Annotated in this window: 25 protein-coding genes, 1 pseudogene and 1 riboswitch; of the genes and pseudogenes, 15 read left to right on the top strand and 11 right to left on the bottom strand. The window is 28.0% G+C overall.

Annotation, left to right across the window (positions count from 1 at the left end):
• The 5 genes and pseudogenes from VP91_RS06895 to VP91_RS01360 form a co-directional block, all read left to right on the top strand.
• Positions 1 to 300: pseudogene (locus tag VP91_RS06895) on the top strand (DEAD/DEAH box helicase); the annotation flags it as partial.
• Positions 301 to 711: 411 nt separating this feature from the next.
• On the top strand, positions 712 to 1050 hold the full coding sequence (locus tag VP91_RS01375) for a DUF4116 domain-containing protein (protein WP_169035654.1): 339 nt from the start codon (positions 712 to 714) through the stop codon (positions 1048 to 1050).
• Between the two features lie 62 nt (positions 1051 to 1112).
• Positions 1113 to 1769 (top strand): hypothetical protein, encoded by a 657-nt coding sequence (locus tag VP91_RS01370; protein WP_169035653.1) that lies wholly within the window; start codon positions 1113 to 1115, stop codon positions 1767 to 1769.
• A complete protein-coding gene (locus VP91_RS01365; protein ID WP_169035652.1) occupies positions 1766 to 1909 on the top strand; it encodes a hypothetical protein in 144 nt (47 codons plus the stop codon). The genes VP91_RS01370 and VP91_RS01365 overlap by 4 nt, the downstream gene beginning before the upstream one ends.
• A gap of 67 nt (positions 1910 to 1976) precedes the next feature.
• Complete coding sequence (locus VP91_RS01360; RefSeq protein WP_169035651.1) at positions 1977 to 2498, top strand: hypothetical protein; 522 nt, start codon at positions 1977 to 1979, stop codon at positions 2496 to 2498.
• A 151-nt stretch (positions 2499 to 2649) separates the two neighbouring features.
• Here the strand turns inward: VP91_RS01360 and groL are convergent, their stop codons facing one another.
• Positions 2650 to 4317, bottom strand: a complete 1668-nt coding sequence (gene groL / locus VP91_RS01355) for a chaperonin GroEL (protein ID WP_169035650.1) — start codon at positions 4315 to 4317, stop codon at positions 2650 to 2652.
• Positions 4318 to 4340: 23 nt separating this feature from the next.
• Positions 4341 to 4631 (bottom strand): co-chaperone GroES, encoded by a 291-nt coding sequence (gene groES / locus VP91_RS01350; protein ID WP_169036150.1) that lies wholly within the window; start codon positions 4629 to 4631, stop codon positions 4341 to 4343.
• Between the two features lie 123 nt (positions 4632 to 4754).
• Here groES and VP91_RS01345 point away from each other — a divergent pair, with 123 nt between their 5' ends.
• From VP91_RS01345 to VP91_RS01320, 6 genes are read left to right on the top strand one after another with little or no spacing between them, the layout of a single operon-like run.
• Positions 4755 to 5573 (top strand): TIGR01459 family HAD-type hydrolase, encoded by an 819-nt coding sequence (locus tag VP91_RS01345; protein WP_169035649.1) that lies wholly within the window; start codon positions 4755 to 4757, stop codon positions 5571 to 5573.
• Between the two features lie 4 nt (positions 5574 to 5577).
• The gene (locus tag VP91_RS01340; RefSeq protein WP_169035648.1) at positions 5578 to 6495 is read left to right on the top strand and encodes a bifunctional riboflavin kinase/FAD synthetase; all 918 of its coding nucleotides are present in this window, start codon (positions 5578 to 5580) and stop codon (positions 6493 to 6495) included.
• A 1-nt stretch (position 6496) separates the two neighbouring features.
• Positions 6497 to 9241: an isoleucine--tRNA ligase gene (gene ileS, locus VP91_RS01335; protein ID WP_169035647.1), complete on the top strand. Its 2745-nt coding sequence runs from the start codon at positions 6497 to 6499 to the stop codon at positions 9239 to 9241.
• Positions 9228 to 9725 carry a signal peptidase II gene (lspA, locus tag VP91_RS01330; protein WP_169035646.1) on the top strand — a complete coding sequence of 166 codons (498 nt, stop codon included), beginning with the start codon at positions 9228 to 9230 and terminating at the stop codon, positions 9723 to 9725. The genes ileS and lspA overlap by 14 nt, the downstream gene beginning before the upstream one ends.
• Complete coding sequence (locus VP91_RS01325; protein WP_169035645.1) at positions 9722 to 10036, top strand: DUF3035 domain-containing protein; 315 nt, start codon at positions 9722 to 9724, stop codon at positions 10034 to 10036. The genes lspA and VP91_RS01325 overlap by 4 nt, the downstream gene beginning before the upstream one ends.
• Positions 10036 to 11187 carry a glucose-6-phosphate isomerase gene (locus tag VP91_RS01320; RefSeq protein WP_211181492.1) on the top strand — a complete coding sequence of 384 codons (1152 nt, stop codon included), beginning with the start codon at positions 10036 to 10038 and terminating at the stop codon, positions 11185 to 11187. The genes VP91_RS01325 and VP91_RS01320 overlap by 1 nt, the downstream gene beginning before the upstream one ends.
• On the opposite strand, the gene rsmD is transcribed toward VP91_RS01320, so the two are convergent.
• Together rsmD and purD are read right to left on the bottom strand one after the other, a co-directional pair.
• Positions 11184 to 11747 carry a 16S rRNA (guanine(966)-N(2))-methyltransferase RsmD gene (gene rsmD / locus VP91_RS01315; RefSeq protein WP_169035644.1) on the bottom strand — a complete coding sequence of 188 codons (564 nt, stop codon included), beginning with the start codon at positions 11745 to 11747 and terminating at the stop codon, positions 11184 to 11186. The two genes, VP91_RS01320 and rsmD, sit on opposite strands and share 4 nt — an antisense overlap.
• A complete protein-coding gene (purD, locus tag VP91_RS01310; protein ID WP_169035643.1) occupies positions 11744 to 13009 on the bottom strand; it encodes a phosphoribosylamine--glycine ligase in 1266 nt (421 codons plus the stop codon). Before purD ends, rsmD begins: the two co-directional genes overlap by 4 nt.
• Positions 13010 to 13030: 21 nt before the next feature.
• On the opposite strand from purD, the gene VP91_RS01305 reads away from it, so the two are divergent.
• On the top strand, positions 13031 to 13219 hold the full coding sequence (locus VP91_RS01305) for a DUF2093 domain-containing protein (RefSeq protein ID WP_169035642.1): 189 nt from the start codon (positions 13031 to 13033) through the stop codon (positions 13217 to 13219).
• Positions 13220 to 13223: 4 nt separating this feature from the next.
• Here VP91_RS01305 and VP91_RS01300 read toward each other — a convergent pair whose 3' ends face one another.
• The 5 genes from VP91_RS01300 to ubiA are packed head-to-tail and all read right to left on the bottom strand — an operon-like array spanning position 13224 to position 18870.
• Positions 13224 to 14084 (bottom strand): lysophospholipid acyltransferase family protein, encoded by an 861-nt coding sequence (locus VP91_RS01300; RefSeq protein WP_169035641.1) that lies wholly within the window; start codon positions 14082 to 14084, stop codon positions 13224 to 13226.
• The gene (gene lpxK, locus VP91_RS01295; RefSeq protein ID WP_169035640.1) at positions 14081 to 15016 is read right to left on the bottom strand and encodes a tetraacyldisaccharide 4'-kinase; all 936 of its coding nucleotides are present in this window, start codon (positions 15014 to 15016) and stop codon (positions 14081 to 14083) included. The genes VP91_RS01300 and lpxK overlap by 4 nt, the downstream gene beginning before the upstream one ends.
• Positions 15013 to 16263 (bottom strand): 3-deoxy-D-manno-octulosonic acid transferase, encoded by a 1251-nt coding sequence (locus tag VP91_RS01290; RefSeq protein ID WP_169035639.1) that lies wholly within the window; start codon positions 16261 to 16263, stop codon positions 15013 to 15015. The genes lpxK and VP91_RS01290 overlap by 4 nt, the downstream gene beginning before the upstream one ends.
• Positions 16263 to 18002: an ABC transporter ATP-binding protein gene (locus VP91_RS01285; protein ID WP_169035638.1), complete on the bottom strand. Its 1740-nt coding sequence runs from the start codon at positions 18000 to 18002 to the stop codon at positions 16263 to 16265. The genes VP91_RS01290 and VP91_RS01285 overlap by 1 nt, the downstream gene beginning before the upstream one ends.
• A gap of 4 nt (positions 18003 to 18006) precedes the next feature.
• Positions 18007 to 18870 (bottom strand): 4-hydroxybenzoate octaprenyltransferase, encoded by an 864-nt coding sequence (ubiA, locus tag VP91_RS01280; protein WP_169035637.1) that lies wholly within the window; start codon positions 18868 to 18870, stop codon positions 18007 to 18009.
• Between the two features lie 52 nt (positions 18871 to 18922).
• Between ubiA and VP91_RS01275 the strand changes: the two genes are divergently transcribed.
• Both VP91_RS01275 and recR read left to right on the top strand, forming a co-directional pair.
• A complete protein-coding gene (locus VP91_RS01275; RefSeq protein ID WP_169035636.1) occupies positions 18923 to 19327 on the top strand; it encodes a DUF2721 domain-containing protein in 405 nt (134 codons plus the stop codon).
• A gap of 4 nt (positions 19328 to 19331) precedes the next feature.
• Positions 19332 to 19943 (top strand): recombination mediator RecR, encoded by a 612-nt coding sequence (gene recR, locus VP91_RS01270; protein WP_169035635.1) that lies wholly within the window; start codon positions 19332 to 19334, stop codon positions 19941 to 19943.
• On the opposite strand, the gene VP91_RS01265 is transcribed toward recR, so the two are convergent.
• Positions 19940 to 22102, bottom strand: coding sequence for a malate synthase G (locus tag VP91_RS01265; protein ID WP_169035634.1), 2163 nt, complete (start codon positions 22100 to 22102; stop codon positions 19940 to 19942). The genes recR and VP91_RS01265 overlap by 4 nt on opposite strands.
• Positions 22103 to 22180, bottom strand: a riboswitch (glycine riboswitch).
• 93 nt (positions 22181 to 22273) lie between these two features.
• On the opposite strand from VP91_RS01265, the gene VP91_RS01260 reads away from it, so the two are divergent.
• Complete coding sequence (locus tag VP91_RS01260) at positions 22274 to 23380, top strand: acetyl-CoA carboxylase carboxyltransferase subunit alpha (RefSeq protein ID WP_169035633.1); 1107 nt, start codon at positions 22274 to 22276, stop codon at positions 23378 to 23380.
• Here the strand turns inward: VP91_RS01260 and secA are convergent.
• Positions 23375 to 25945 (bottom strand): preprotein translocase subunit SecA, encoded by a 2571-nt coding sequence (secA, locus tag VP91_RS01255; RefSeq protein ID WP_169035632.1) that lies wholly within the window; start codon positions 25943 to 25945, stop codon positions 23375 to 23377. The two genes, VP91_RS01260 and secA, sit on opposite strands and share 6 nt — an antisense overlap.
• Positions 25946 to 25952: the final 7 nt, after the last annotated feature.

The following is a 25952-nucleotide window of genomic DNA, read 5'->3' as shown; positions in this document are numbered from 1 at the left end:
TCTAGTTTTGGTGATAAATCAAAATCTTATGGCAAAGGACCTGATAGAGCCTCAAGAGGTAGTGAGAAAAAAAGCTTTGGCTACAAAAAAAAATCTAGTTACACTAAAAGAGATGATTCAAAACCAACTGGTTTTACAAATAACCCAAAATACTTTGAAAAAAAAACATCTGAAAGTCCATCTGCTGGTGTAGATAAAAAAAGCTCTGGCTTTGGTGGAAAGAAGAAGTTTAAAAGTAGAAGTGATCGACCTAAAAATTTTACCTTTAAAAAACATAGCCAAAAAAGAGCTAAAATCTAAGACTTTTTAGATTTTTCTTTTTTATTTTTTCTTTTTTCTTTCAGACTTAACTTAGGTTTTTTAGCAGTACTTGAATCTTTAAATGATTTTCCACTGTATCTTTTTGACATATCTTAATCTTATAACAACTTAATAAAAAAAAGGGCAGTAAAAACTGCCCTTTTTGAATATTTAATTGGGTCGGGATTGTTACATTCGCATTCCAAAAGTAAAAAGATAAGTAAAAACTACATTATTAAATACCCGACATTGAAGAGACATTGAAGTTAACTATTTTTTGACCTCAAACACGGAAGCAACCGACATTGAATAATTGATATTCAATGTCAAGATTAACTCAATATTAGAGAGATGACTTCGTTTTAGAGTTGGGTTAGGGTTGAGTATGAATTTTTTTGCTAGGGTAATAATATGATGAACTTGGTTTTAAATGAACTAAAAGTTTATGCTAAAGAAACTAACAGCAAATCATTACAAGGTGTTAGACAGCACGGAAGAAAACTAGGTCTCTCAAGTCAATTTATAAATATTTATTCAAAAAGAGATTCTCATCCATTATCTGAGTGTTCAGAATATTATTTAGACGATAAAGATTTTATAAAAAAAGCAATAAATATCGACCCTAACTCAATTAAATTTGCCTCAAGTAGACTGAGACAAGACAAAACAATAGCAAAACTTATTATCAAAAAAGATAAAAAATTAGCAAAAAAATATATTTTTAAAAAAACACTAAAAGAGATTGAATAAGTTTAGCGTGATAAAAGCAGTTAGAAAGGTGACTTCATTTTAGAGATGGGTTAGGGTTGGATATGAAAAAAGAAAATATTTATAAAAAAGTAAAACTCAACGAAAAAAATCGAGTAGATGAGAATACAAAATCTTATAGAATAAGTATTAAAAAATATGTTTCTTTAGCGTTTAAAGGAATGAATAGTGATTTAATTGACTTTAATGATCCCAACTATCAGAATGTTATAACTGCTGTTTCTGAACTAAAGAAGGAAACCGAAGCAAGGTATGGGGATGGAACTTTACTTTATGATAAAAAAATTGCTAAAAAAATAGGTAAATATTTTTTTAGATGTCCTTCTTTTTATAAGGGTGAGTTAGAAAATGGTAAAGCAAATGGTTGGGGTATAGAACTTTTACAATACACTAGATCAACGATGACAAATTTTCCCCTGCATACAATCATTCAATTTTATGAAGGTGAATGGAAAAACGGCAAAAGAAATGGATATGGCGAACTTTACAATTATCATCCTTCAATTGGTTTCGCTCATCAGTATGAACTTGAGGGTGAAGTAATTCAAATGTATGTTGAACAAGATGAACCAGGAATAGTTTACAAAGGCAATTGGGTTAATGGTGTTATGGAAGGTGAAGGTATCTTAACTATTGGATCAAATTCTAGACAATCTGGTTTATTTAAAAATGGAAAATTTTTAAAAAAGAATAAGAAATGAAGAAAAAAAAGGCATCAAAAAAAATTAATAAAGATTATTTAAATAAAAATGGTCTTTATTTCTGGGGTAAGTTTATCTCTTGGAAAGAACTATTCTCTGGAAAATACCCAAACTTTTTAAAGAACAAAACTAAGCATTAGAAATTAATAATGGATTCAAAAGAAACTCAAAAGATGACTTCGTTTTAGAGTTGGGTTAGGTTTAGTTATGAAGAAAACCAAAGAATTAATTAATTTAGACTATGTCAAAGAAAACATAGATTTAAAAAAATTTATAAAAATTCTTGATAAAAAAAAAATAACTTCAGGAAATGTTAAAGAGATTTATCAAGATTTTTTGAATTCGTGTATCAACAAAAAAACTGATAATTCTTTGAGATTAGCAATCGTAGATCTTGAAAGGAATGAAGAATTTTTTGAAGTATATTTTACCTCAGGTGCTTTTATGGGTTACATAAGTAAAAACTTTACATTAAAAAAAAAATTTCGTGTTAATGGAAAAGAATGGACTGATATGAAACAAGAATATTACATTCATCAAATTGTAAGTTCAAAAATAAATAAGTGCTTTTATGTACTAGTGTATCAAGGTTTTGATACTACCAATGACGGTTATTACTGTAGAGATAGGTTTGATAGTGAAAAATTAGCAGCAAATTTTATTAAAAAAGAACAAAAAAATTTAAAAGTTAAAATGTTACAAAACTGGATAGATGCACATCTAGACTAAATGATGAGGGTGACTTCATTTTAGAGTTGGGTTAGAATTAGGTGTGAAAAAATCAAAAAGTTATTTTTATAGTATATATCAAAAAAAACCCCCGAAACTTTCATTCCGAGGGTTTAAATTTTTCTAGGTAACTAGATAGTTTGGAATGGTTTTACATACCCATGCCACCCATGCCACCCATGCCGCCCATTCCACCAGGCATTCCACCAGGCATTCCACCAGCACCACCAGAATCTTTGTCATCTGGTTTGTCAGCAATCATGGCTTCAGTAGTTACAAGCAATCCAGCAATCGAAGCAGCATCTTGTAAAGCTGTTCTTACAACTTTTACAGGATCGATGATACCTTTTGCAAACATATCAACGTACTCTTCATTCTGAGCATCGTAACCTTGGTTCTTTTTATTTTGCTCAAGTAGTTTTCCAACTACAACTGAACCATCAACTCCAGCATTTAAAGTTATTTGTCTAATAGGAGCTTGTAAAGCTTTAGCCACTAACGTAACCCCAGCTTTTTGATCATCTCCTTTAACTTTAAGTGTAGTTAGACTTTGTGAAGCGTATAAAAGAGCACAACCACCACCAACTACTATTCCTTCTTCAGCAGCAGCTCTAGTTGCATTAAGAGCATCTTCAACTCTATCTTTTCTTTCTTTAACTTCTACTTCAGTTGCACCCCCAACCTTAATTACAGCAACTCCACCAGCAAGTTTTGCTAGTCTTTCTTGAAGTTTTTCTCTATCATAATCAGAAGTTGTTTCACCAGCTTGTTGTTTGATTTGAGTACATCTAGCTTCAATTTCAGATTTTTTTCCATTACCACTAATAATCGTACTGTTATCTTTGTCAACTTTTGCTCTCTTACAAGACCCTAGGTCTGTAAGCTTAACATTTTCAAGCTTAACACCTATATCTTCAGAAATAACCTGACCACCAGTTAAAATTGCAATATCATCAAGCATTGCTTTTCTTCTATCACCAAAACCAGGAGCTTTAACTGCAACAACTTTTAAACCACCTCTAAGTTTATTTACTACAAGAGTTGCAAGAGCTTCACCCTCAACATCTTCAGAAATAATCATTAGCGGTCTACCAGCTTGTACAACAGCTTCTAAAAGTGGAACCATTGGTTGCAAGTTAGTTAATTTTTTTTCATGTAATAAAATGAAAGGGTTTTCTAATTCAGTAGTCATCTTATCAGCGTTAGTAATAAAGTATGGTGATAAATATCCTCTATCAAACTGCATACCTTCAACAACGTCTAATTCTGTTTCTACTCCTTTTGCTTCTTCAACAGTAATAACACCTTCGTTACCAACTTTTTGCATTGCTTTTGCAATCATGTTACCAATTTCTTTATCACCATTAGCTGAAATAGTTCCAACTTGAGAAATTTCATCGGTATCTTTTACTTTTTTTGCTGAAGCTACCAAGTTAGCTTTAACATGATCTACCGCTGCATCTATCCCTCTTTTAACATCCATAGGGTTCATACCTGCTGTAACATATTTTACACCTTCTTTAACAATAGCTTGAGCTAAAATAGTTGCAGTGGTTGTTCCGTCACCAGCCTCTTCGTTTGTTTTGCTAGCAACCTCTTTAACCATTTGAGCCCCCATATTTTCAAATTTATCTTCAAGATCAATTTCCTTAGCAACAGTAACACCATCTTTAGTAATTCTTGGTGCACCATAAGATTTATCAATAACAACATTTCTACCTTTTGGTCCAAGAGTAACTTTTACTGTGTTAGCAAGGATATCAACACCTCTTATCATTGCCGCTCTTGCTTCAGAGTCGAATTTTACAACTTTTGCCATTTTATTTTCTCCTTTAATTTAAATTATTTGCCTGAAATACCCATAATGTCAGACTCTTTCATTATGCTGTATTCTTTGCTGTCTATTTTGATTTCAGTTCCTGACCATTTGCCAAAAAGAACTTTATCTCCAACTTTCACATCCATTGGAATTAACTTTCCATCTTCAGTTTTTGCTCCACCACCAACAGCTATAACTTTACCTTCTTGAGGTTTTTCTTGTGCTGTGTCAGGGATAATTATTCCTCCAGCAGTTTTTTCACTACTGTCTAAAACTTGTATCAAAACTCTATCGTGTAACGGTTTAAATTTCATAAATTCTCCTTTTAATATGCGACTCATATAGCTACTAGTCATACTATTTCAAGGTTAAGTATAAAAAATATGTAGGTCAAAAAACGAGAGAAATTGTATTTTTTATAAGCTATACCTCCCTAAATGAGTGAAAATTTGGATAATAAAGGATTAAGGTCTATTGCAGATAACTATGATATTTTTTATATCGACTTATGGGGTGTTATTCATAATGGAATAAACTTACATAAAAATGCAATTGAGGCCTTAGGAGAGATTACTAAAGCAAAAAAAAAATATGTTCTCTTAACTAACGCTCCAAGACCTAACAAAACTGTAAGGTTATTTTTAGAAAAAATGGGAATGAATAGAGAAATCAGGGAACATGTATATTCATCTGGAGAAGCAGCATTAAGTTATTTAAAAAAGAACTTCTTAGATGAAAAGTTTTATCATTTAGGACCTTCTAGAGATTTTGATTTATTTATAGATTTTAAAAAAAATAAGACTGTAGATATTAAAGAAAGCTCTTACTTATTGTGTACAGGTTTGTTCGAAGAGCGAGTTGACGATTTAAGTTATTATAGAGAATTATTTAAAGAACACATTAACAAAAAAATGATATGCACTAATCCAGATTTAATTGTTGATAGAGGTGAGAAAAGAGAATTATGTGCAGGATCAGTAGCATTAGTATTTGAAAAAATGGGAGGGGAGGTTATATATTTTGGAAAACCTTTTCCTGAAGTTTATAATCAGTCAATAGATAATAAAGAGAAGAAAGTTTTATCAATTGGTGATAATTTAAACACAGATATAAAAGGGGCAAATCTTTTAAATTATGACTCACTTTTAATATCAAATGGTGTTCATAAAGAAGAAATTAAAAAAGAGGGAGTAGATATAGTCTCAAAAAAATATGAAGCTATTGTAAATTTTATTCAAACTGAACTTAAGTGGTAAAAAAATGAAATTATATAAAAATTTTAATATTTCTAAAAATCACAAAAAATCTATAATTTTGATTGGAAATTTTGATGGTGTCCATGTGGGTCATCAAAAATTATTTAAACTAGCTAATAGCTATAAAAAAAAATTTAATCTAAATATTGGTGTTTTAACATTTGAACCAATGCCTAAGATGTTTTTTAATAAAGATAAAAAAAACTTTAGGATTTCAAGTATAAATCAAAAAAACCTAATTTTAAAAAACTTGGGAGTTGACTTTGTAATTACACAGAAGTTTGACAAAAAATTTTCTAAAATAAAATCTAATTTTTTTATAAAAAAAATTTTATCTAAAAAATTAGAAGCAAAATATATATTTGTTAGTAATAATTTTAAATTTGGTAATAAGAGGGAGGGAGATGTTAATCAATTAATTAAAAATGAAAAAATTTGTGATTATAAAATTATAAAACCTCAACCATTAATATTGAATAAAAAAGTTATTTCCTCAACGTACATAAGGTCTTTATTAGAAAAAGGTAATTTAAAAGAAACTAATAAATTGTTAAATAGAAACTGGTCAATCGAAGGAATAGTTCAAAAAGGTAGACAGCAAGGAAAAAAAATTGGTTTTCCAACCTGTAATATAGATATTAAGGACTATGTTATTGCTATGCCGGGGGTTTATGCTGTTAAAGCAAAACAAAAAAACTCCAACAAAACTTTAAAAGCAATTGCAAACCTTGGTTATAGGCCAACTTTTAATCAAAAAAAAATATTATTAGAGGTACATATTTTTAATTTTTCTGGAAATCTTTATAATAAGTATTTATCAATTGAATTAGTAAAATTTATAAGAAAAGAAAAAAAATTCAAAAATGTTAATCAATTAAAAAAACAGATTAAAAATGATCTAAAAATCGCTAAAAGAAATTAAAATGAGTAAAGAAAAAATAAATTTACCCAAAACAGCTTTCTCAATGAAAGCTAATTTACAGAATAAAGAACCAGAAATTTTAGATTATTGGAAAAAAATTGATCTTTATAAAGAATTAAGAAAATCTAATAAAGGTAAAGAAAAATTTATACTCCACGATGGCCCTCCATATGCCAATGGAAATATTCATATGGGAACAGCATTAAATAAAATTTTAAAAGATATAATTGTAAAGTTTCATCAAATGGACGGTAAAGATTCAGTTTATGTTCCAGGTTGGGATTGTCACGGCTTACCTATTGAATGGAAAATTGAAGAACAATATAAAAAAAATAAAAAAAATAAAAATGAAGTTCCAATTACAGAATTTAGAAAAGAATGTAGAGATTTTGCACAAAAATGGATTGATGTTCATAAAACACAATTTAAAAGATTGGGTGTTGTGGGTGATTGGGATAATCATTACACTACGATGGGCTTTGATGCAGAGGCACAAATTGTAAGAGAACTAGGTAAATTTTTAAAAGAAGGAAGTCTTTATAGAGGATTTAAACCTGTACTTTGGTCTACAGTTGAAAAAACAGCATTAGCAGATGCTGAAGTAGAATACCAAGATCATAAATCAGATACAATTTATGTTTCTTTTCCTATTAAAAAAACAAACTTAAAAGAATTAGAGGGTACTGAAGTTGTTATTTGGACTACTACGCCCTGGACCATACCAGCAAATAAAGCATTGGCATACAATGAAGCCTTAAATTACTTGGTAATTCAATTAGTTGATGATGGAGATTTTAAAGATAAAAAAATAGTAGTTGCTGAGGAATTATTAGATTCTGTTATCAAAGACTGTCGTATTAAAGAATATAAAAAGATTAAAAAAATTAAAGGAAAAGAATTTAAAGATACAATTTGTAATCATCCTTTTTTAAACCTTGGTTATGATTATGAAATCCCAATGCTTGAAGCAAGGTTTGTCACAACAGAACAAGGAACGGGTATTGTTCATTGTGCTCCAAGTCATGGTCCTGACGATTTCAATCTTTGTTTAAAACATGGTATCAAAGCAATAGAAACAGTTGATGATGATGGTAAATATACTAAGAACGTACCTTTATTTGAAGGAACACACATTTTTAAATCAAATCCGATTGTTATAGAAAAATTAAAAACTCAAAAAAAACTGTTATTTAATGGAGAGCTAGTTCATTCATACCCTCATTCTTGGAGATCGAAAGCTCCACTTGTACATAGAGCAACTCCTCAATGGTTTATTTCTATGGAAAGCCATGGTTTAAGAAAAAAAGCATTAAAAGCATTAGATGACACTAAATTTTATCCTAATAAAGGTAGAGAGAGAATAAAAGCTATGATTGAGACTAGACCTGATTGGTGCGTTTCAAGACAAAGAGTTTGGGGAGTTCCACTGCCAATATTTGTTCATAAAACTACTAAAGAAATTTTAGTAGATGATGATGTAAATGAAAATATTGCAAGCATTTATGAAGAAGAAGGTTCGGACTGTTGGTTTTCTGATGATCCACAAAGATTTTTAGGTAACAAATATAAGGCAAAAGATTATGAGAAAACAAGTGATATTGTTGAAGTTTGGTTTGACAGTGGATGTACACATTCATTTGTTTTAGAAAAAAGAAAAGATCTTCAATGGCCTGCATCGATGTATTTGGAGGGATCTGATCAACATAGAGGATGGTTTCATTCATCATTACTAGAATCTTGTGGAACAAGAGGAAGAGCACCCTATGAATCAATTTTATCACATGGCTTTGTTGTAGATGGCAAAGGTCTTAAAATGTCTAAATCTCTAGGAAATGTAATAGCACCGGAAGATATTTTAAAAAAATATGGAGCAGATATTTTAAGAATATGGGTTGCATCATCTAATTATGCTGAAGATTTAAGAATTGATTATTCTATTTTAGAACAACATGCTGATTCTTATAGAAAAATAAGAAATACATTTAGATATTTGCTAGGAAATTTAAATGATAATTTTGAGAAAATTGATATTGAAAAATTAGATTTAAAACAACTACCAGAGTTAGAACAGTATATGTTAAATAGGGTGTATGATTTGAATAAAAATTTTAATAATTATTTTAACTCTTATGACTTTCATAATCTTTATAAAGAGCTTTTAAACTTTTGTACAGTTGATCTATCAGCATTTTATTTCGATATTAGAAAAGACTCTTTATACTGTGACAGTAAAGATTCCAAAAGAAGAAAAAGTAGTATCATTGTTTTAAATATAATCTTAGATTCCCTCATTAAGTGGTTTGCGCCTATATTATCATTCACGACTGAAGAAATTTTTACGCTGATACACAAAGACAAAAAAAGTATTCATTTGGAAAAATTTATAGAATATCCAAAGTCTTTTGAAAATGAAAAATTAAATAAAAAATGGAATGAATTAAAAAAAATTAGAGACGTTTGTAATATTAGTATTGAGGAAAAAAGAACTAGTAAAGAAATAGGCTCAAGTTTAGAAGCAAATCTAACTATAAAGTTAAATAAAAATTTATATGCAATATCAAATGAAATTGATTTTTCAGAATTGTGTATTACATCTTCGGCAACAGTAGAAGAGTCTGAGTCAGAAGATATAATAGTTAAAACAACTAAAGTTGAAGGTACTAAGTGTCCAATTTGTTGGAAGATTAACAAGAATGAGTGTGAAAGACACCCCCGGTTAAATAGTTATACTGATGAACAAAATTAGTTATAAAAAATTTTTTGTAAATTTTATGATTGCAACTACAATTTTTTTAATTGATCGAATATCGAAAAATTATATTATAGATTTATATAATGCTGACAGTGCAGTAGATATATATGTAAATCCATATTTAAACTTATACTTAATTTGGAACAAGGGAATAGCATTCGGATTATTATCTTTTAATGAGAGTTTTTCTTATAAAATAATCAGTTTAATTATAGTATTAATAACCATAATAATTTTAGTGATGATTATAAATCATACAGGATTTAAGATGTATGCATTATTGGCTATATTTGGAGGCTCAATAGGAAATTTATTTGATAGATTTTATTATTCAGCAGTACCAGATTTTATAGATCTACATATTAACAATTTACATTGGTTTATATTTAATGTGGCAGATATATTTATCACAACAGGTGTGTTATGCCTTATTTGTGCTGAAATGTTTTCTAACAATCACTCTATAAAAAAACAATGATAAAAAAAATAATTATAATTCCAATTCTTTTTTTATTATTTTTGTCGTCTTGCAAATCAGTTAAAGATGGGCTTAGTGGAAAGAATGCAAAAAATTCAGATGAATTTTTAGTTGAAAAAAAAAATCCTTTAGTTTTACCACCAGATTTTGAAAAATTACCTTCACCAGAAATAGATACCACTGAAACAGATACTGACGAAAAACAAAAAATTAAAGACATGATCTTAAGCAGTTCTGATAAAATCGAAAAAAAAGAGTCAGACAATACATCGATTGAAAAAATTATTATAGATCAGATTAAAAATGACTAATGTTAACTAATAGCATTCATTTTAAAAATTTTAGGATAATTAAGGTAAGTAAAAAAATTAAAAAAGATTTAATTAGATTACTAAAAGAAAAAAATGAAATAATTAATAGTCTAAAAATATCTTATAAAAATAGTTATGATCAAAAAAGTATTAAACAATTAAAAAAAAATTTAAACTTTAGGATTATAGGTATGGGTGGATCAATACTTGGTGCAGAGTCAATTTTTAATTTTTTAAACTACAAGATAAAAAAAAAATTTGAATTTATAAAGGATCTTGCTTCAAATCAAAAGTTAACAAAAAAAAAATATTCAAACTTAATAATATCAAAATCGGGTAACACTCTCGAAACCATAATAAACTCAAATATATTGATAAAAAAAACAGATACCAATTTATTTCTAACAGAAAATAAAAAAAGTTATTTATTATCGTTAGCAAAAAAACTACAGAGCGAAATAATACATCATAACAATTTCATTGGTGGAAGGTATTCAGTTTTATCAGAAGTTGGAATGTTGCCAGCTGAATTAATGGGTTTAAATATTAAAAAATTTAAACAATTAAATAACATTGTAAAAAATAAAAAATTTTTAGATCAATTAACTTCGAATGTTACAAATACACTTTATTTAATAAAAAAAAAAAAATTTAATTCTATAATATTAAATTATGATAAAGATTCTGATAGTTTATTTAAATGGTATCAACAATTAATAGCTGAAAGTTTAGGCAAGAAAGGAAATGGAATTTTACCAATAATTTCAGATATGCCAAAGGATAATCACAGCGTTATGCAACATTATTTAGATGGAACAAAGAATAATTTTTTTACTTTTTTTTATGTAAAAGATAAAAATTCAAATAAAATTAATAATAATAAGATTTTACCTTCACACTATTATTTAAAGAATAAAGATATAAGCCAAATAATATATGCACAAAAAAGGGCAACAGAAAAAATTTTTTTAAAAAAGAATATACCATTTAGAAGCTTTGAAGTTATGAATAGAGACGAAAAAGCTTTGGGCGAATTATTTGGTTTTTTTATTCTTGAGACAATATTGTTGGGTAGAGCACTCAATATTAATCCATATGATCAACCATCAGTTGAATTGATAAAAAAAGAGACAAAAATAATATTAAACTAATTAAAAATTCCGAAAACAATTTTTGAAATACCGTATTTTTTCAATTCAACTATTTCAAAATTTTTTGTATAATTGTCTTCTTCTTTCTTGTGCCGATGAATAATAACTATTCCATCCTTTTTTAATATCTTAAATTCCACAATAGCATCTAATAGAGAAGATATAGATTTTAACTTATAAGGAGGATCCATAAAAATCATATCAAATTTTTTATCAAATATATTGAAGTTTAAGTTATTGAATATGTCCTTTTCTAATACCAAACTATTCTTTTGGTACTCCAAATTATAAATATTTTTTTTTAAGATAGGCAATACTGCATTATAATTCTCTACAAATGTTACAAAAGCAGAACCTCTTGATAAACATTCCAAACCAAAAGATCCAACACCTGAAAATAAATCTAAAACGTTAGAATCTTTAATTTGAACATTAAATTTTTTTGTATGAATGAGTATGTTAAATATTGATTCTTTAGTTAAATCTTTCAGGGGTCTTGTGGCTATATCATTTGGTTCAAAAATTTTTTTTCCTTTTGAATTTCCAGATATAATTCTCATTTATTTATTACTTTATAGCCAATATCTTTTCGATAAAAACCACCACTCCAATTTAAAGAATCAATTAAATTAAATACACGAATTCTTGCTTCAGAGAAGTCTTCAGACAAACAGACAAAGTTTAAAACTCTACCGCCAACTGCATAAATTTTATCATTATTATTAATTGTTCCTGCGTGATAACAATACTCACTTTCATTAAGATTGATATTATCTAAATCCTCAATAAGGATATTTTTTTTAAAGTTATCGGGGTAACCTTTGGAACAAACTACAACACATAAACTTTTTTTATTATGCCATTTAACATTTATTTGATTTAATTTTTTATCACAGCAAGCTAAAAAAATTTCTAGTAGGTCAGAGCTAAGTTTTGGTAAAATAGTTTGGCATTCTGGATCTCCCATTCGAACATTATATTCTATTAGATAAGGCTCACCTTTAATAATCATTAATCCTGCGTACAGAAATCCTTTATAAGTTGCTCCTAGTTCTTTAAGACCTCTCAGTGTTGGTTTAATTATTTTTTTTAAAATTTTTTCATTTAATTCATCATTTATCATCCTTGAAGGTGAGTAAGCTCCCATGCCACCTGTATTTTTTCCTAGGTCACCCTCCAACACGCGCTTATGATCTTGGGCAGTTTCAAAATTTTTTATTGTTAAGCCATCGGATATAATAAAATAACTCATTTCTTCACCATCAAGAAATTCTTCAATTAATAAGTTTTTTGCTTTACCAAATTTGCCCTGGAATATTTCTTTAATTGCAGACTTAGCTTCTTTGTTATTGATACATATATAGACACCTTTACCAGACGCTAAGCCATCAGCCTTTATAACCAGAGGATAGTTTGTTTTTTTTATAAATTCATTTGCTCCTCGTGAATTTTTAAAAATACCGAATTTTGCGGTTGGGATATTATGTTTTTGACAAAGATTTTTTGTAAAAATTTTAGAACCTTCTAGTTGTGATGCTAATTTATTAGGTCCAAAAACTTTTATATTATTTTTTTCTAAAAAATCCACTATACCATCTACAAGAGGTTTTTCAGGGCCAACTATTATTAAATCTATTTTTTTTAAAGTGATGAAGTTTTTTAATTCATTAAAATTTTCTAGGTTTAAAATAATATTTTGTGCCATAGAAGATGTACCGGCATTTCCAGGAAAACAATATATTTCATCTACATTTCTTGATTTTTTTAATGCCACACAAAAAGCATGTTCACGGCCACCGCTTCCTATTATTCCAACTTTCATATATTAGTATATAAACTAAAAATGAATAAAAAATTAGCAAAAATAAAATATTTACCAAATAATTTTGAAATTATTGAAGGTGGAGATTATGTGCTATGTGCCGTCACAGGAAAAATTATAAGTTTAGAGAATCTTAATTACTGGAATGTAGATCTTCAAGAACCCTACTATTCTTATAAAGAAGCAGCAATTGTAAGAGAAAAAAAATAAATCTTTATTTCCAGCGATTATGTGACCAAATCCACTGTTCAGGATTTTTTAAAATCATTTTTTCCAACCAACTATTTAAGTCAAGAGTAATTTCTTGAATGGTATCGTCAGGTGTATATTCAATTGGATTATGAATGGTTAATTTAAAATTATAATTTTTAGTTCTTTCAATATAAATAGGCACCACTTTACAACCAAATTTTTTTACAAATTGAGCAGGGATAGTTGTTGTAAAAGCCTCATGTTTAAAAAAATTAGATTTAATACCTTCCGAGACTCTTTGATCTATCATTAGAGCTATGGAAGAGCCGCTTTTAAAAAAAGATAACAATTTTTTTGTTCCTGAAATCCCTTTTTTTATTTGATTTTTACAAATATATTTTTTTCTTATATTTTCCATTATAAGATTTAAAAAACTATTATTAAGTGGTCTATAAACTGCCGCCAAATTAATTCCTGACTTTTCAATGTGCATAGCCATTAGTTCAAAATTATTAAAATGTCCTGAGATAAAAATTACAGGGATATTGTCATTTTTTAACTTTTCTAAGATTTCTTGACCCTTAATTTCTATCATAGAATTAAACTTAGAATTTCTAAATCTTTTTATAAAAGAATATTCACATAAAATTCTTCCATAGTTAAACCACATTTTTTTGGATAACAGTTCAACTTGACTTGGATTAAGATTTGGAAAAGCTTTTAGTATATTAGAATAAATAATTTTCTTTGGTCTGCAAAAAGGACCAATGTAGGATATAATTTTACCAGAAATTATTGATGAAAGTTTAAGACCTAACAACTTAAATAATATGAAAAAAAAGAAAATTATGATAAATTGTATAAAGTATTTTAATGATTTCATATAATTGATTTTAATAAATTAATTAATTCATCTTCTTGTTTAATAGCAATATCAATTTTAAGAAATTTAATATCAATATCATTATGGAGTTTCATATAATCTTTTTCTGTAGTTAAAATTTTTGCATTCAAACTTTTGGCACATGACTTGATTTTATTAATATCAGCAAATGTATAGTCGTAATGATCGGGAAATTTAAACTCTTTAATTATATTAAATTTATTTTTTATCAATGTTTTTTCAAAACTTTCAGGATTTCCAATCCCAGAAAAAATGACATAATTTTCATTTTTGTCAAATTCATCAAGATTGGTAGGATTATAACATGTTTCAAAAATTTTAATATTTGGATTATGTTTTTTTATTTCTAATTGAAGTGAGTTATTGTCTTCTCCGTTTCCGTTTAAAAATACTGCGTCATACTTAGAAATACTTGATATCTTTTCTCTAAGTGGTCCAGCTGGCATTAAAAAGCCATTACCAATCCAGGTTACACTATTAAAACAAACAAATTTTAAATCGTAATTAATTGATTTGTCCTGCAATCCATCATCAAAAATTACTATGTCGATACTATCCTTTATAGCTTCATTTATTGCTTTCTGTCTCGTCTTAAAACAGTAAAATTTAGTTTTTTCTTTTAATATTTTTTGTTCATCAATTTGATTAATGTAACCTTTTTTAATTGTAGCACTTTTAAAATTTAAATTATTTAAAATCTCCCATAATTTAATTGATATTGGTGTTTTTGCTGTACCACCAACATATATATTTCCTACACAAATTTTTTTAATGATTTTGTCTTCTTTACTATTATTTTTTAAATTCAATAAAAAATTATTTACAATAAGTGGAATTGTTAATGGCAAAAGTAAATAAGATAAAAAATTAGGTTTTTTGTAATCCCAAAATTTTGGTTTTTTTATTTTCATTTAATATTAATAAAAGAATTTATCTCTTTTAAAGAAGAATTTAAAATCTTATTGCCTAGGTGTTTAATTTTATATTCTATATTATGAGAATTTTTTTTATGCCTAAATATTAACCTAATCTTTTGAGTTAATTGATTTAAGCCATTTATTTTTTGTGAAACTTTGTGTTTGTTTAAAAGACTATAAATTTCGCTAAAATTCCAAACATGTGGGCCATGTAAAATTGTACAACCATATCTAGCAGGTTCAAGAGGATTCTGTCCACCATGCTTGATCATAGATCCTCCTAAAAAAACTATGTTACATAATCTAAAAAAAGATTTTGTTTTTCCATATGCGTCCACCAAATATATATCAGTATCTTTATGAGGTTTTTTATTTGATTGATGAAGATGAACTTTAAGATTAAGTTTTTCTATTTCATCTAAAATAATTTTAGTTCTATTTATGTGCCTTGGAATTATAATTGTAAGTAAATTCTTATATTTTGATTTAAGTTTTTTGTGAGCCAATGCAGCAATACTTTCTTCTGTGGTATGAGTGCTTGCAGCACACCATATTTTTTTAGTCTTTAAAAATTTTTTTATATTATCACTAATAAGATACTCATTTTTTTTTGTTTGAGAAAATTTTAAATTACCAATATATCTTATTTTTTTTGCTCCAAGAGATTTTAGATAATTTTTAGACTTTAGACTGGAAGACAGACACATATCAAATTTTTGAAACAAATTTTTTGAACTTGACCCTAACCTTTTCCATCTTTGAAAAGATTTTTTAGTTATACGTGCATTTAAAAGTAAGAGTGGAATATTTTTTTTTTTTATATTTTTAATTGTATTGGGCCATATTTCTGAATCAATAAATAATGCAATTGATGGGTCCCAGTAATTAATAAATTTTTTAGTATGATAATGAGTGTCAATAGGAAAAAATTGATGAATAGTTTTTTTTAATTTTAAATTAGATATAATTTTTGATGAACTTAATGTGTTAGAAGTAATTAAAATTTGTTTAATTTTTTTATTTTTTTCGAGCTTCTCAATTAGTGGTATTACACTTAATATTTCTCCAACACTAGCTCCATGAAACCAAACTAATTTTCCTTTAATTTTTTTTTCTGAAAAAAAACATAGTTTTTCTTTAAATCTTAATGGATGTTCTTTTTTTTTTATTATTCTTAAAATAAAAATTATAGGTGAAAGTAATAGTGTTAGATTAATTAAAATTCTATAAATTAATAACATTAATCTTTTTTAATTTGTTTTTCATAAAAGTTTTTATAAACAATTGAATTTTCCAGAAGTTCTTTATGACTACCTTTTCCAATGATTTTACCTCCATCTATTACATAGATTTTATCAGAATTTAAAATAGTTGATAATCTATGAGCAATTACAACAGTTGTTCTATTTTTAGTTAAAAAGCCTATTGCTTTTTGAATTTTACTTTCTGTGTCGGCATCTAAAGAAGATGTAGCTTCATCTAAAAGTATAATAGGACTTTTTTTTAATATTGCCCTTGCTATTGATAGTCTTTGCTTTTCACCCCCAGAAAGTCTAATTCCATTTTCTCCAATAATTGTATCGTATTTATTTGGAAGTTTTTCTATAAATTCATCTGCAAAAGAGTATTTTGCAGCTGCCTCAATATCTTTTTGAGAAGCATTTATGTTTGCATAGGCGATATTATTTCTAATTGTATCGTCGAATAATGTTGTATCTTGGCTTACAAGAGATATGTTTTTTCTTAGTGAGTAGATTTTGGTATTATATATAGATTGCTCATCAATCAAGATATCACCATTAATACAGTCATAAAATCTAGGAATTAGATTTAAGATTGTAGACTTCCCTGCACCACTATGACCTACTAAAGAAGTCATTTTACCACCTAAAATCTCTAAATTTAAATCTTTTAAAACATTATCTTCGTTTTCGTTATATTTAAAATTTATATTTTTAAATTTTATTTCACCTTTAGTTATTTTAATTTCAGGGTCTGATTCATTTTCACTAATATTATTTTTATCATCTATAATTGGTAAAATTCTTCTAGAGGCAGCTAGACCTTGGCTAATTGTAATATTTAAGGTAGCAAGAGACCTTACTGGTTGATAGGCCAGCATCATTGCAGCTAAAAAAGAAAAAAAATTATTTACCTCGAGCTCATCTTTTACAACAAGTTTAGCAGAATAAAATATTAAGCAAGCAATCATAATACCAGTAAGTGCCTCCATGATTGGGGAAGCTCTAACTAAAACAATTTGGATTTTTCTCGATTTTTCTTTTAGTTCATTGATAAATTTTTTCGCTCTATTATTTTCATAGTTTTCTTTTTGAAATATTTTAATTAACCTATGATTTTTAAAAATTTCAATTAAATATGTGTTTAAAACTCCAGCTTTTTCCATTTGTTGAGTTGAAACTTTACCAATTCTTTTTCCTAAAGTTCTGGCAGCAAACGAGGCTAATGGTATCATTATTAAAGCTATCAAAGATAGTTTCCAATTTTGATAAAACATTACAGTTAAAAGACCAATTAATGTTAAGCTGTCTTTAAATAGGTTTAATATTGCCGTACTAACTAGATTAGTTATCATATTAACATCGTTGGTTAAGTTAGCTATAAATTTTCCTGAGTGTTTGCTATCAATTAATTGAGTATCAGCATTGATTAATGAGTCCAACATATCTACTTGAACATCTTTTCTTACTTCCTCAGCAACAGTGATCATTATCACTTTGGCTGTGTATAAAGAAAAACCTTTAAGTGCGAATGCAACAATTATTAGAATTGGGATTAAATATATTAATGTTTGATTTTTTTCAATAAACAACTTTTTTATTGCTGGATCCAGCAAGTATGCAACAGCCGAAGTGCTTCCTGCTAATAAAACTGTGAAAAATACTGAAAGCAATATTCTATTAAAATATTTTTTTGTGTAATCTTTGTATAATCTTTTAAGAATGTATGAACTTTTCATTATATTAAATTTTTCCTATTAAAAGATTTATCAAAACTATTGCTCCAAAAATATTATTACTTTTAAATATCTTTAAACAACTATTGGGATCTTTGATTTTAAGATTTTCAATTTGATATTTTGTAAGATGTAAAATAGGAATTACTGAAAAAATAAAAAATAAATTATTAAACTTCATTAAAATTCCCGTTGTTAGAATACAAACTATAAATACTAAATAACATATAATTATAAATCTTTTTGGATCTTTTTTAAATTTTATGGATGTTGATTTTAAACCTATAATTTCATCGTCTCTAATATCTTGATACCCATATATTGTGTCGTATCCAAGTGTCCAAAATATGGCTCCAAAATAAAATATTATTGGAATTATATCCAATTGATTTTTAATACAAGTCCAACCAAGAATTAATCCATAATTAAAAGTAATACCTAAGAATAACTGTGGCCAGTATGTATATCTTTTCATTAAAGGATAGCTAAATGCTAGAGGCATAGAGCTCAATGCAAAAATAATAGTGAATGTGTTAAAATTTAACAAAACCAATAATGCTAATAAGCACAGAAATATTACATACAGCAGTCCGAGATTTGTAGATATTTTACCTGAAGCTATTGGTCTTTTTTTAGTTCTTAAAACTTTCCTATCATATTTTTTATCGAAAATATCATTAACTATACATCCAGCTGATCTCATCAAAACAGAACCCAATAAAAATAGACTCAAATAAAAATAGTAATAATTATGATTCATAGTAAAATCATAGGATATTGTCAGTCCCCAAGCACAAGGCCAAAATAAAAGCATAAAACCAATTGGTTTTTTTAATCTTATTAATTCAATGAAAAGATTTAATTGTTTCATAATAATTTACTTGTAAATAGCAAAGGCTAGTTTCATAATCAAATTGATTCGTATGAATATAGATTACACTGTAACAGCATTGATGTTTCCAGCTATTCCCTTGCTAATGAATATCTACAGTAACAGATTTCACTCTTTAAGTAAGCTTATTAGACAATTGCATGATGAGCATGTCTATGAAGGTCATATTCCTCCAGAATGGAAGAAACAATTTATCAACTTAAGTGGAAGGATTATTTTATTAAAATGGACAATCATGTTTGCTGCATTTGGTCTTTTATTTAATTTATTAACTGTATTTGCTCTTTATCTGAATGAAATTTTTATAGCTAGAATTATTTTTGGATCTTGTTGTTTGTCGATGATGGTGTCAATTATTATTTTTTTAAGAGAAATTCAAGTTTCAACAAACGCACTTAAGTTGCACATGTCAGATATGGATGTTGATTTAGATTAATAAAATGCAGGATATTAATGAAATCGAAGAGTTAATAAAGTTAATCGCAAAATTACCAGGTCTTGGTCCTAAATCTGCAAAAAGAATAGTTTTAAAACTTATCAATAATAGAGACGAATTAGTTAAACCAATGGCAAACACTTTGGCTATGGTTTATAAAAATGTAATTCGATGCCAATCTTGTGGCACATTAAAATCAAATTCAATAGGTTGTAATAACTGTGAAAATACAAAAGAGAAATATAAAAAAATATGTGTTGTTGAAGATATTGCAGATCAGTGGTCCATAGAAAATTCTAATATTTACAAAGGATATTTTCATATACTTGGTGGAACAATTTCATCTCCTGGTCAAAGAAAAGAAGATCTTTTAATTAATTCATTAGTTGAAAGAGTTGTTAAAGAAAATATTGAAGAAGTTATTTTGGCAACAAGTGCAACTGTTGAAGGCCAAACTACAGCATATTATATTCAGGACAGTCTCAAAAAAACTAATGCAAAAATTACAAAACTTGCGCAAGGTTTACCTGTAGGTGGTGAAATAGAAAGTCTTGATGATGGGACTTTATATTCAGCCTTTAAAAATAGAACTAGAGTTAAAACCACTTCTGATTAATTTTTTTTAATTAATCTATTTAAATGAAGAAGTGGTTCGGTATAGCCAGAAGGTTGAGACCTACCATGAAATACTAAATCACATGCTGCTTTGAAGGCTACTGACTTATCAAAATTTGGAGACATATTTTGATATAATTTGTCGTTTTTATTTTGTTCATCCACAATCTTTGCCATTTTTTTCATAATTTCCAAAACCTGCTTAGCTGTACAAATTCCATGATGTATCCAATTAGCTATATGTTGAGAAGAAATTCTTAAAGTAGCTCTATCCTCCATTAAGCCAATATTATTAATATCTGGGACTTTAGAACAGCCGACACCTTGATCAATCCACCTTACAACATAGCCTAAAAGTGTTTGTGCAGAGTTAGAAATTTCTGAATTAATTTCTTCAATAGACCAATTAGGTCTGTCAGCGACTGGTATGGTTAAAAGATCATCTAATTTTGCTGGCACTCTATTTTGTAATTCTTTTTGTTTTTCAAAAATATTTATTTCATGATAGTGAAGAGCATGAAGTGCAGCCGCAGTAGGTGAGGGAACCCAAGCACAATTTGCACCAGCATTTAGATGGCCAGTTTTTTGTTCCATCATCTCTTTCATTTTGTCAGGCATAGCCCACATTCCTTTACCAATTTGGGCCTTACCAGAAAGACCACATTGAAGGCCTATATCGACGTTATTATTTTCATATGCCCCAATCCATTTAGAAGATTTCATATCTCCTTTTTTAATCATAGGACCTGCTTCCATTGAAGTATGCATTTCATCACCAGTACGATCTAAAAAACCAGTATTAATAAAAAAAACTCTATTTTGAAGAGTTCTAATGCACTCTTTCAAATTTGAAGAGGTTCTTCTCTCTTCATCCATAATTCCAACTTTGCATGTATATTTTTCCAATCCTAAAACTTCTTCAACTTTAGTAAAAATTAAATCTGTAAATGAAGTTTCATCAGGACCATGCATTTTTGGTTTAACAATATAAATAGATCCACTTCTAGAATTGCCTTTTTTTTTAATATCATGAAGACATGCTGCTGAAGTTATAAAAGCATCCATAATACCTTCTGGTATCTCTGAACCATCTTTTAAAGTGATTGCTGGGTTAGTCATAAGGTGCCCAACATTCCTTACTAATAACAAACTTCTCCCATGTAGTTTTAATCCTTTTCCGTCTTTAGAAACATAACTTCTGTCAGGATTTAATTTACGCTCATAAGTCTTTCCATTTTTTTCAAATGTTGATTTCAAATCACCTTTCATAAGTCCAAGCCAATTACGATAACAAATAACTTTGTCTTCAGCATCAACTGCCGCAACACTATCTTCGTTATCACAAATAGTTGAAACTGCTGCTTCAACAATAATATCACTAATTTTAGCAGGGTCTTGTTGAGCGCTAAAAGCATTTGGATTTATAATTATTTCTATATGAAGATTATTATTTTTTAAAATTATTGCAGTAGGATCATTAGCCTCTCCTCTATGACCAATAAATTTATCTTTATTTTTTAATGATGTTTCAGTGTCTTCTTTTAATATAATTAAAGAACCATTATTAATTTTAAACCCTGTAATATTACGCCATCCTAAATTTTCTAGAGGAAAATATTTTTCTAAAAAGGCTCTTCCATATTTTATGACCATTTCACCTCTTAAAGGATCATATCTCTGAGAAGCACTATCTTCAGATTGCTCGATTATATCTGTACCATACAAACTATCATATAAACTCATCCATCTGGCATTAGCAGCATTCAGTGCATACCTTTCATTCATGATTGGAACCACTAATTGCGGTCCAGCAATACTAGTTATTTCTTCATCAACGTTATTTGTTTGAATTTTAAAATCCGGACCTACTTCTTTTAGATAATCAATTTCCTTTAAAAATTTTTTATATTCTTCCAAGTTTATTTCATTGCCTTTATTAGCAATGTGCCAATTGTCTATTTTTTTTTGTAAATTTTCTCTTATTTTTAATAGTTCTTTATTTTTTGGGGCTAGCTCATGAACTACTTTGTCGAAGTCTTCCCAGAATTTTTCTGAAGAAATCTTTGTATCTTTAAGCAATTCTTCATTAATGAAGTTGAGTAATTTATTAGAAACAGATAAATTATATATTTTTGTATATTGTTCTTTCATAGCACCCATTTTGCCCCATCTGTATTTTTGCCTGAGAGTTTTGCTCCTTCGGCGCTATTACTGAATAGTCTCTCCCGATATAAAAACAAGAGTACTTGTAAATATGGTTATGTCAAATATTAATTATTTAAAACATTTTATTGCCTTTTTTGCCAATTAATTAATAATTCAATTACTAATATGAAAAATTATTTAAATTTTGAATCTGATATCAAAAACTTAGAAGTAGAAATTGAAAAACTGAAAGACCCATATAATCAAGATGGCCTTTCCGAAATAGATACAAAAAAAATTTCTCAATCCCAAGAGGAGATAGACAGAAAATTAAAAGAGATTTACTCTAACCTTGATCCATGGCAAATAACTTTAGTAGCAAGACATGAAGATAGACCTAAAGCTAAATTTTTTATAGATAATTTATTTGATGATTTTATTCCGCTATCTGGAGATAGATTTTATGGAGAAGACGAGGCAGTTTTAACTGGATTTGCAAAATTTAATGAGAAATCAGTTTTAGTCATAGGGCAAGAAAAAGGTGATAATTTAGAAACTAGAATTGAAAGAAATTTTGGAATGATGAGACCTGAAGGGTATAGAAAAACTATTAGGTTGATGAAACTTGCTAATAAATTTAATATTCCAATTATTTCATTTATAGATACCCCAGGTGCATACCCAGGCGTAGGGGCTGAGGAAAGAGGACAAGCAGAAGCAATTGCCAAATCCATAGAATGCTGTATGTCTTTAAGCGTTCCAACATTTGCAATAGTTATTGGGGAAGGTGGCTCAGGTGGTGCAATAGCTTTAGCCTCATCCAATAAAGTTATCATGTTGGAAAATTCAATTTATTCAGTCATATCTCCAGAAGGATGTGCGACTATTTTATGGAGAGACTCTAAAAGAACACTTGATGCAGCAAAAGCTATGAAGTTATCCTCGAAGGATCTTTTAGAATTAAAAGTAATTGATGAGATCATTCCAGAGCCAGTTGGTGGCGCTCATAGAGATAGAGATTTGATTTTAAAAAATGTAAGAAATTCTATTGAAAGAAACTTAGATGAATTTTTAAGCATGAGTGGAGAAGAAGTTTTAAATCATAGAAAAGATAAATTTCTAACCATTGGAAGGTCAAAAGGATTTGTTAACCAATCAGATAGTTTGAACGCGCTAAGTATCAAAAAAAATAATATTAATACATTTTTACAAAACTTTTTTAGATCAAAAATAAATTTAAGAATATCTATTGGTGTAATTATTTTACTTGGTTGTTTAATATTTTTTCTATAAAGCACCGCAGCAGTTTTTAAATTTTTTACCTGTAGCCTCACATTTTTCATTTCTTGAAATTTTTTCACCTTTTCTTTGTAGCAAAATACATTTTGGATTATTAGAAATTTCTGTTTCATTCTTATTAATATTTGAAGTAGATGTATCATTATGTTGAATCACTTTTAAATTTATTAATATCGTAACAAAATCGATTTTTAGTTTATTTAGTAAGCTTTCAAAAAGATGAAAAGCCTCTTTTTTATATTCAACTAGTGGATCTCTCTGACCATAAGACCTAAGCCCTATAACCTGTCTTAATTGCTCAAGGTACTGAATATGTGACTTCCAATTTAAATCGATGCATTGGAGAAAAATTCTCTTTTCAATTTCTTTTGCTTTATCTTGATTTAACATACTGACTCTTTCATTTCTTGAATCTAAAAATTTGGAAATGATTTTTTCTTTAAAATCATCATTTTTTAAATTAGTAAAATCTTCAAACTCTTTATCATCAACACTTTTTCCAAGTAAAATTTTTAATTGATTATTAAATTCGTTATTTTTGATTGTTGATAATTTTTGAGATTTTAAGCTGATTAAATGATTTATAATTTCTGATAAAAACTCATCTGAATAATTGAAAACTTGTTCGCTATTCATAACACTATTTCTCTGAGAAAATATCACATGTCTCTGATCATTTAAAACATCATCAAATTTAAGTAAATTCTTTCTTATATCAAAGTTTCTTGCTTCCACTTTTTGCTGAGCTCTCTCTAGGGCTTTATTGATCCAGGGGTGGTCAATGCTCTCTCCATCTTTTAGGCCAAGTTTTTGTAAAATATTATTCATAGACTCTGATCCAAAAATTCTCATTAAATCATCTTCTAAACTAACGTAAAAAATTGAACTTCCTTCATCTCCTTGACGTCCAGCTCTTCCTCTAGCTTGGTTGTCAACTCTTCTTGACTCCATTCTTTCAGTGCCGATAACATATAACCCACCTAATGATTTAATTTTGTTTTTGTTGATCAATAATTCCGTATCAGGCTCATTTCCTTTTTTCCCACCCAGCTGGATATCAACACCTCTTCCAGATATGCTTGTAGTAATTATAACTGAGTTTTTCTTTCCTGCATTAGCAATGATCTCTGCTTCATTTTCGTGATTTTTTGCATTTAAAACAATATGTTTTATTTCTTTGTCATGAAGTAACTTTGAATAAATTTCAGACTTATTAATACTTGATGTGAAAACTAAAATTGGTTGTCCCTGTTGGTGACATTTAATAACCTTTTCAATAATGGCTTTATTTTTTTCTATTTCAGTTCTAAAAATTTGATCATTCCAGTCTTTTCTAATCATTTTTTTATCAGTAGGAATAATAACAACAATTAAATTATATATTTCATAAAACTCTTGAGATTCAGTTGCAGCTGTTCCAGTACATCCAGAAATCTTATTGTAAAGTTTGAAATAATTTTGATAAGTTATAGATGCAAGAGTTTGGTTTTCAGCTTGTATGTCTATCTGCTCTTTTGCTTCAAGAGCTTGATGAAGTCCGTCTCCAAATCTTCTTCCTTCCAGAATTCTTCCAGTAAGTTCGTCTATAATTTTTAATGATCTATCTTTGATTATATAATCTTTTCCTTTTTCAAATAAGTGATTAGCTTTTAAAGATTGATTAACATGATGGACTAAACTCAAGTTTTCTGGGTCATAAAAGTTGTTATTTTTTAAAATCCCCGCGTTAGAAAATATTTCCTCTACAGTATTTATTCCATCATTTGTAAGTAAAATATTTTTATCTTTTTCATCAATTTCATAATGATTTGGCTTTAATTTTTTGATCAACCTATCTATTGCAAGATATTGTTCTGTTTTGTCTTCAGCTGCTCCAGATATAACCAATGGAGTTCTGGCCTCATCAATTAAACAAGAGTCTATTTCATCTACTATAGTGTAAGTATGCCCTCTTTGGACCATTTGTTCTTTCGATAGTTTCATATTATCTCTCAGATAATCAAATCCTAACTCGCTGTTGGTAGCGTATGTTATATCAAAATTATAATTCCTTTTTCTTTCATAATCATCTTGATCATTGTTTATATAACCAGAGGTTAATCCTAAGAATTTGTAAATCTCTCCCATTTCGTATGAATCTCTTTTAGCTAGATAATCATTTACAGTTACAATATGAACACCTTTACCAAGCAAAGCATTTAGATAAGCAGCAAGACTTATGGTAAGAGTCTTACCTTCTCCCGTTCTCATTTCTGCAATTTTTCCCTCATGAAGAACAACGCCACCTAATATTTGAACATCATAATGTCTTTCATTACGAGTTCTTTTTGATGCTTCTCTAACAAGTGCAAACGCTTCAGGTAAAAAGTCATTAATGTTTTTACCTTTACTGATTTCTTTCTTAAATTTTATTGTTTTTTGGGGAAACTCTTCATCAGCCATTTCCTTGATTACAGATTCATAAGAATTAACTTTTTCGACAATTTTAGCAATTCGATCAAGTTCTTTCTGATTACTTGATTTAATGAACTTTGAGATAAAATTTAAAGGATTTAGCATCTGATTT

Source organism: Candidatus Pelagibacter communis, assembly GCF_012932795.1.
Classification (GTDB): domain Bacteria; phylum Pseudomonadota; class Alphaproteobacteria; order Pelagibacterales; family Pelagibacteraceae; genus Pelagibacter; species Pelagibacter ubique_S.
The sequence above is the reverse complement of the archived record's forward strand: the minus strand, read 5'-3'. Positions and strand labels throughout refer to the sequence as shown.

Bases quoted from the DNA above. Each gene is read 5' to 3' on its own strand.
- VP91_RS01375 (WP_169035654.1), top strand. From the start codon at position 712: ATGATGAACTTGGTTTTAAATGAACTAAAAGTTTATGCTAAAGAAACT.
- VP91_RS01370 (WP_169035653.1), top strand. From the start codon at position 1,113: ATGAAAAAAGAAAATATTTATAAAAAAGTAAAACTCAACGAAAAAAAT.
- VP91_RS01365 (WP_169035652.1), top strand. From the start codon at position 1,766: ATGAAGAAAAAAAAGGCATCAAAAAAAATTAATAAAGATTATTTAAAT.
- VP91_RS01360 (WP_169035651.1), top strand. From the start codon at position 1,977: ATGAAGAAAACCAAAGAATTAATTAATTTAGACTATGTCAAAGAAAAC.
- groL (WP_169035650.1), bottom strand. From the start codon at position 4,317: ATGGCAAAAGTTGTAAAATTCGACTCTGAAGCAAGAGCGGCAATGATA.
- groES (WP_169036150.1), bottom strand. From the start codon at position 4,631: ATGAAATTTAAACCGTTACACGATAGAGTTTTGATACAAGTTTTAGAC.
- VP91_RS01345 (WP_169035649.1), top strand. From the start codon at position 4,755: ATGAGTGAAAATTTGGATAATAAAGGATTAAGGTCTATTGCAGATAAC.
- VP91_RS01340 (WP_169035648.1), top strand. From the start codon at position 5,578: ATGAAATTATATAAAAATTTTAATATTTCTAAAAATCACAAAAAATCT.
- ileS (WP_169035647.1), top strand. From the start codon at position 6,497: ATGAGTAAAGAAAAAATAAATTTACCCAAAACAGCTTTCTCAATGAAA.
- lspA (WP_169035646.1), top strand. From the start codon at position 9,228: ATGAACAAAATTAGTTATAAAAAATTTTTTGTAAATTTTATGATTGCA.
- VP91_RS01325 (WP_169035645.1), top strand. From the start codon at position 9,722: ATGATAAAAAAAATAATTATAATTCCAATTCTTTTTTTATTATTTTTG.
- VP91_RS01320 (WP_211181492.1), top strand. From the start codon at position 10,036: ATGTTAACTAATAGCATTCATTTTAAAAATTTTAGGATAATTAAGGTA.
- rsmD (WP_169035644.1), bottom strand. From the start codon at position 11,747: ATGAGAATTATATCTGGAAATTCAAAAGGAAAAAAAATTTTTGAACCA.
- purD (WP_169035643.1), bottom strand. From the start codon at position 13,009: ATGAAAGTTGGAATAATAGGAAGCGGTGGCCGTGAACATGCTTTTTGT.
- VP91_RS01305 (WP_169035642.1), top strand. From the start codon at position 13,031: ATGAATAAAAAATTAGCAAAAATAAAATATTTACCAAATAATTTTGAA.
- VP91_RS01300 (WP_169035641.1), bottom strand. From the start codon at position 14,084: ATGAAATCATTAAAATACTTTATACAATTTATCATAATTTTCTTTTTT.
- lpxK (WP_169035640.1), bottom strand. From the start codon at position 15,016: ATGAAAATAAAAAAACCAAAATTTTGGGATTACAAAAAACCTAATTTT.
- VP91_RS01290 (WP_169035639.1), bottom strand. From the start codon at position 16,263: ATGTTATTAATTTATAGAATTTTAATTAATCTAACACTATTACTTTCA.
- VP91_RS01285 (WP_169035638.1), bottom strand. From the start codon at position 18,002: ATGAAAAGTTCATACATTCTTAAAAGATTATACAAAGATTACACAAAA.
- ubiA (WP_169035637.1), bottom strand. From the start codon at position 18,870: ATGAAACAATTAAATCTTTTCATTGAATTAATAAGATTAAAAAAACCA.
- VP91_RS01275 (WP_169035636.1), top strand. From the start codon at position 18,923: ATGAATATAGATTACACTGTAACAGCATTGATGTTTCCAGCTATTCCC.
- recR (WP_169035635.1), top strand. From the start codon at position 19,332: ATGCAGGATATTAATGAAATCGAAGAGTTAATAAAGTTAATCGCAAAA.
- VP91_RS01265 (WP_169035634.1), bottom strand. From the start codon at position 22,102: ATGGGTGCTATGAAAGAACAATATACAAAAATATATAATTTATCTGTT.
- VP91_RS01260 (WP_169035633.1), top strand. From the start codon at position 22,274: ATGAAAAATTATTTAAATTTTGAATCTGATATCAAAAACTTAGAAGTA.
- secA (WP_169035632.1), bottom strand. From the start codon at position 25,945: ATGCTAAATCCTTTAAATTTTATCTCAAAGTTCATTAAATCAAGTAAT.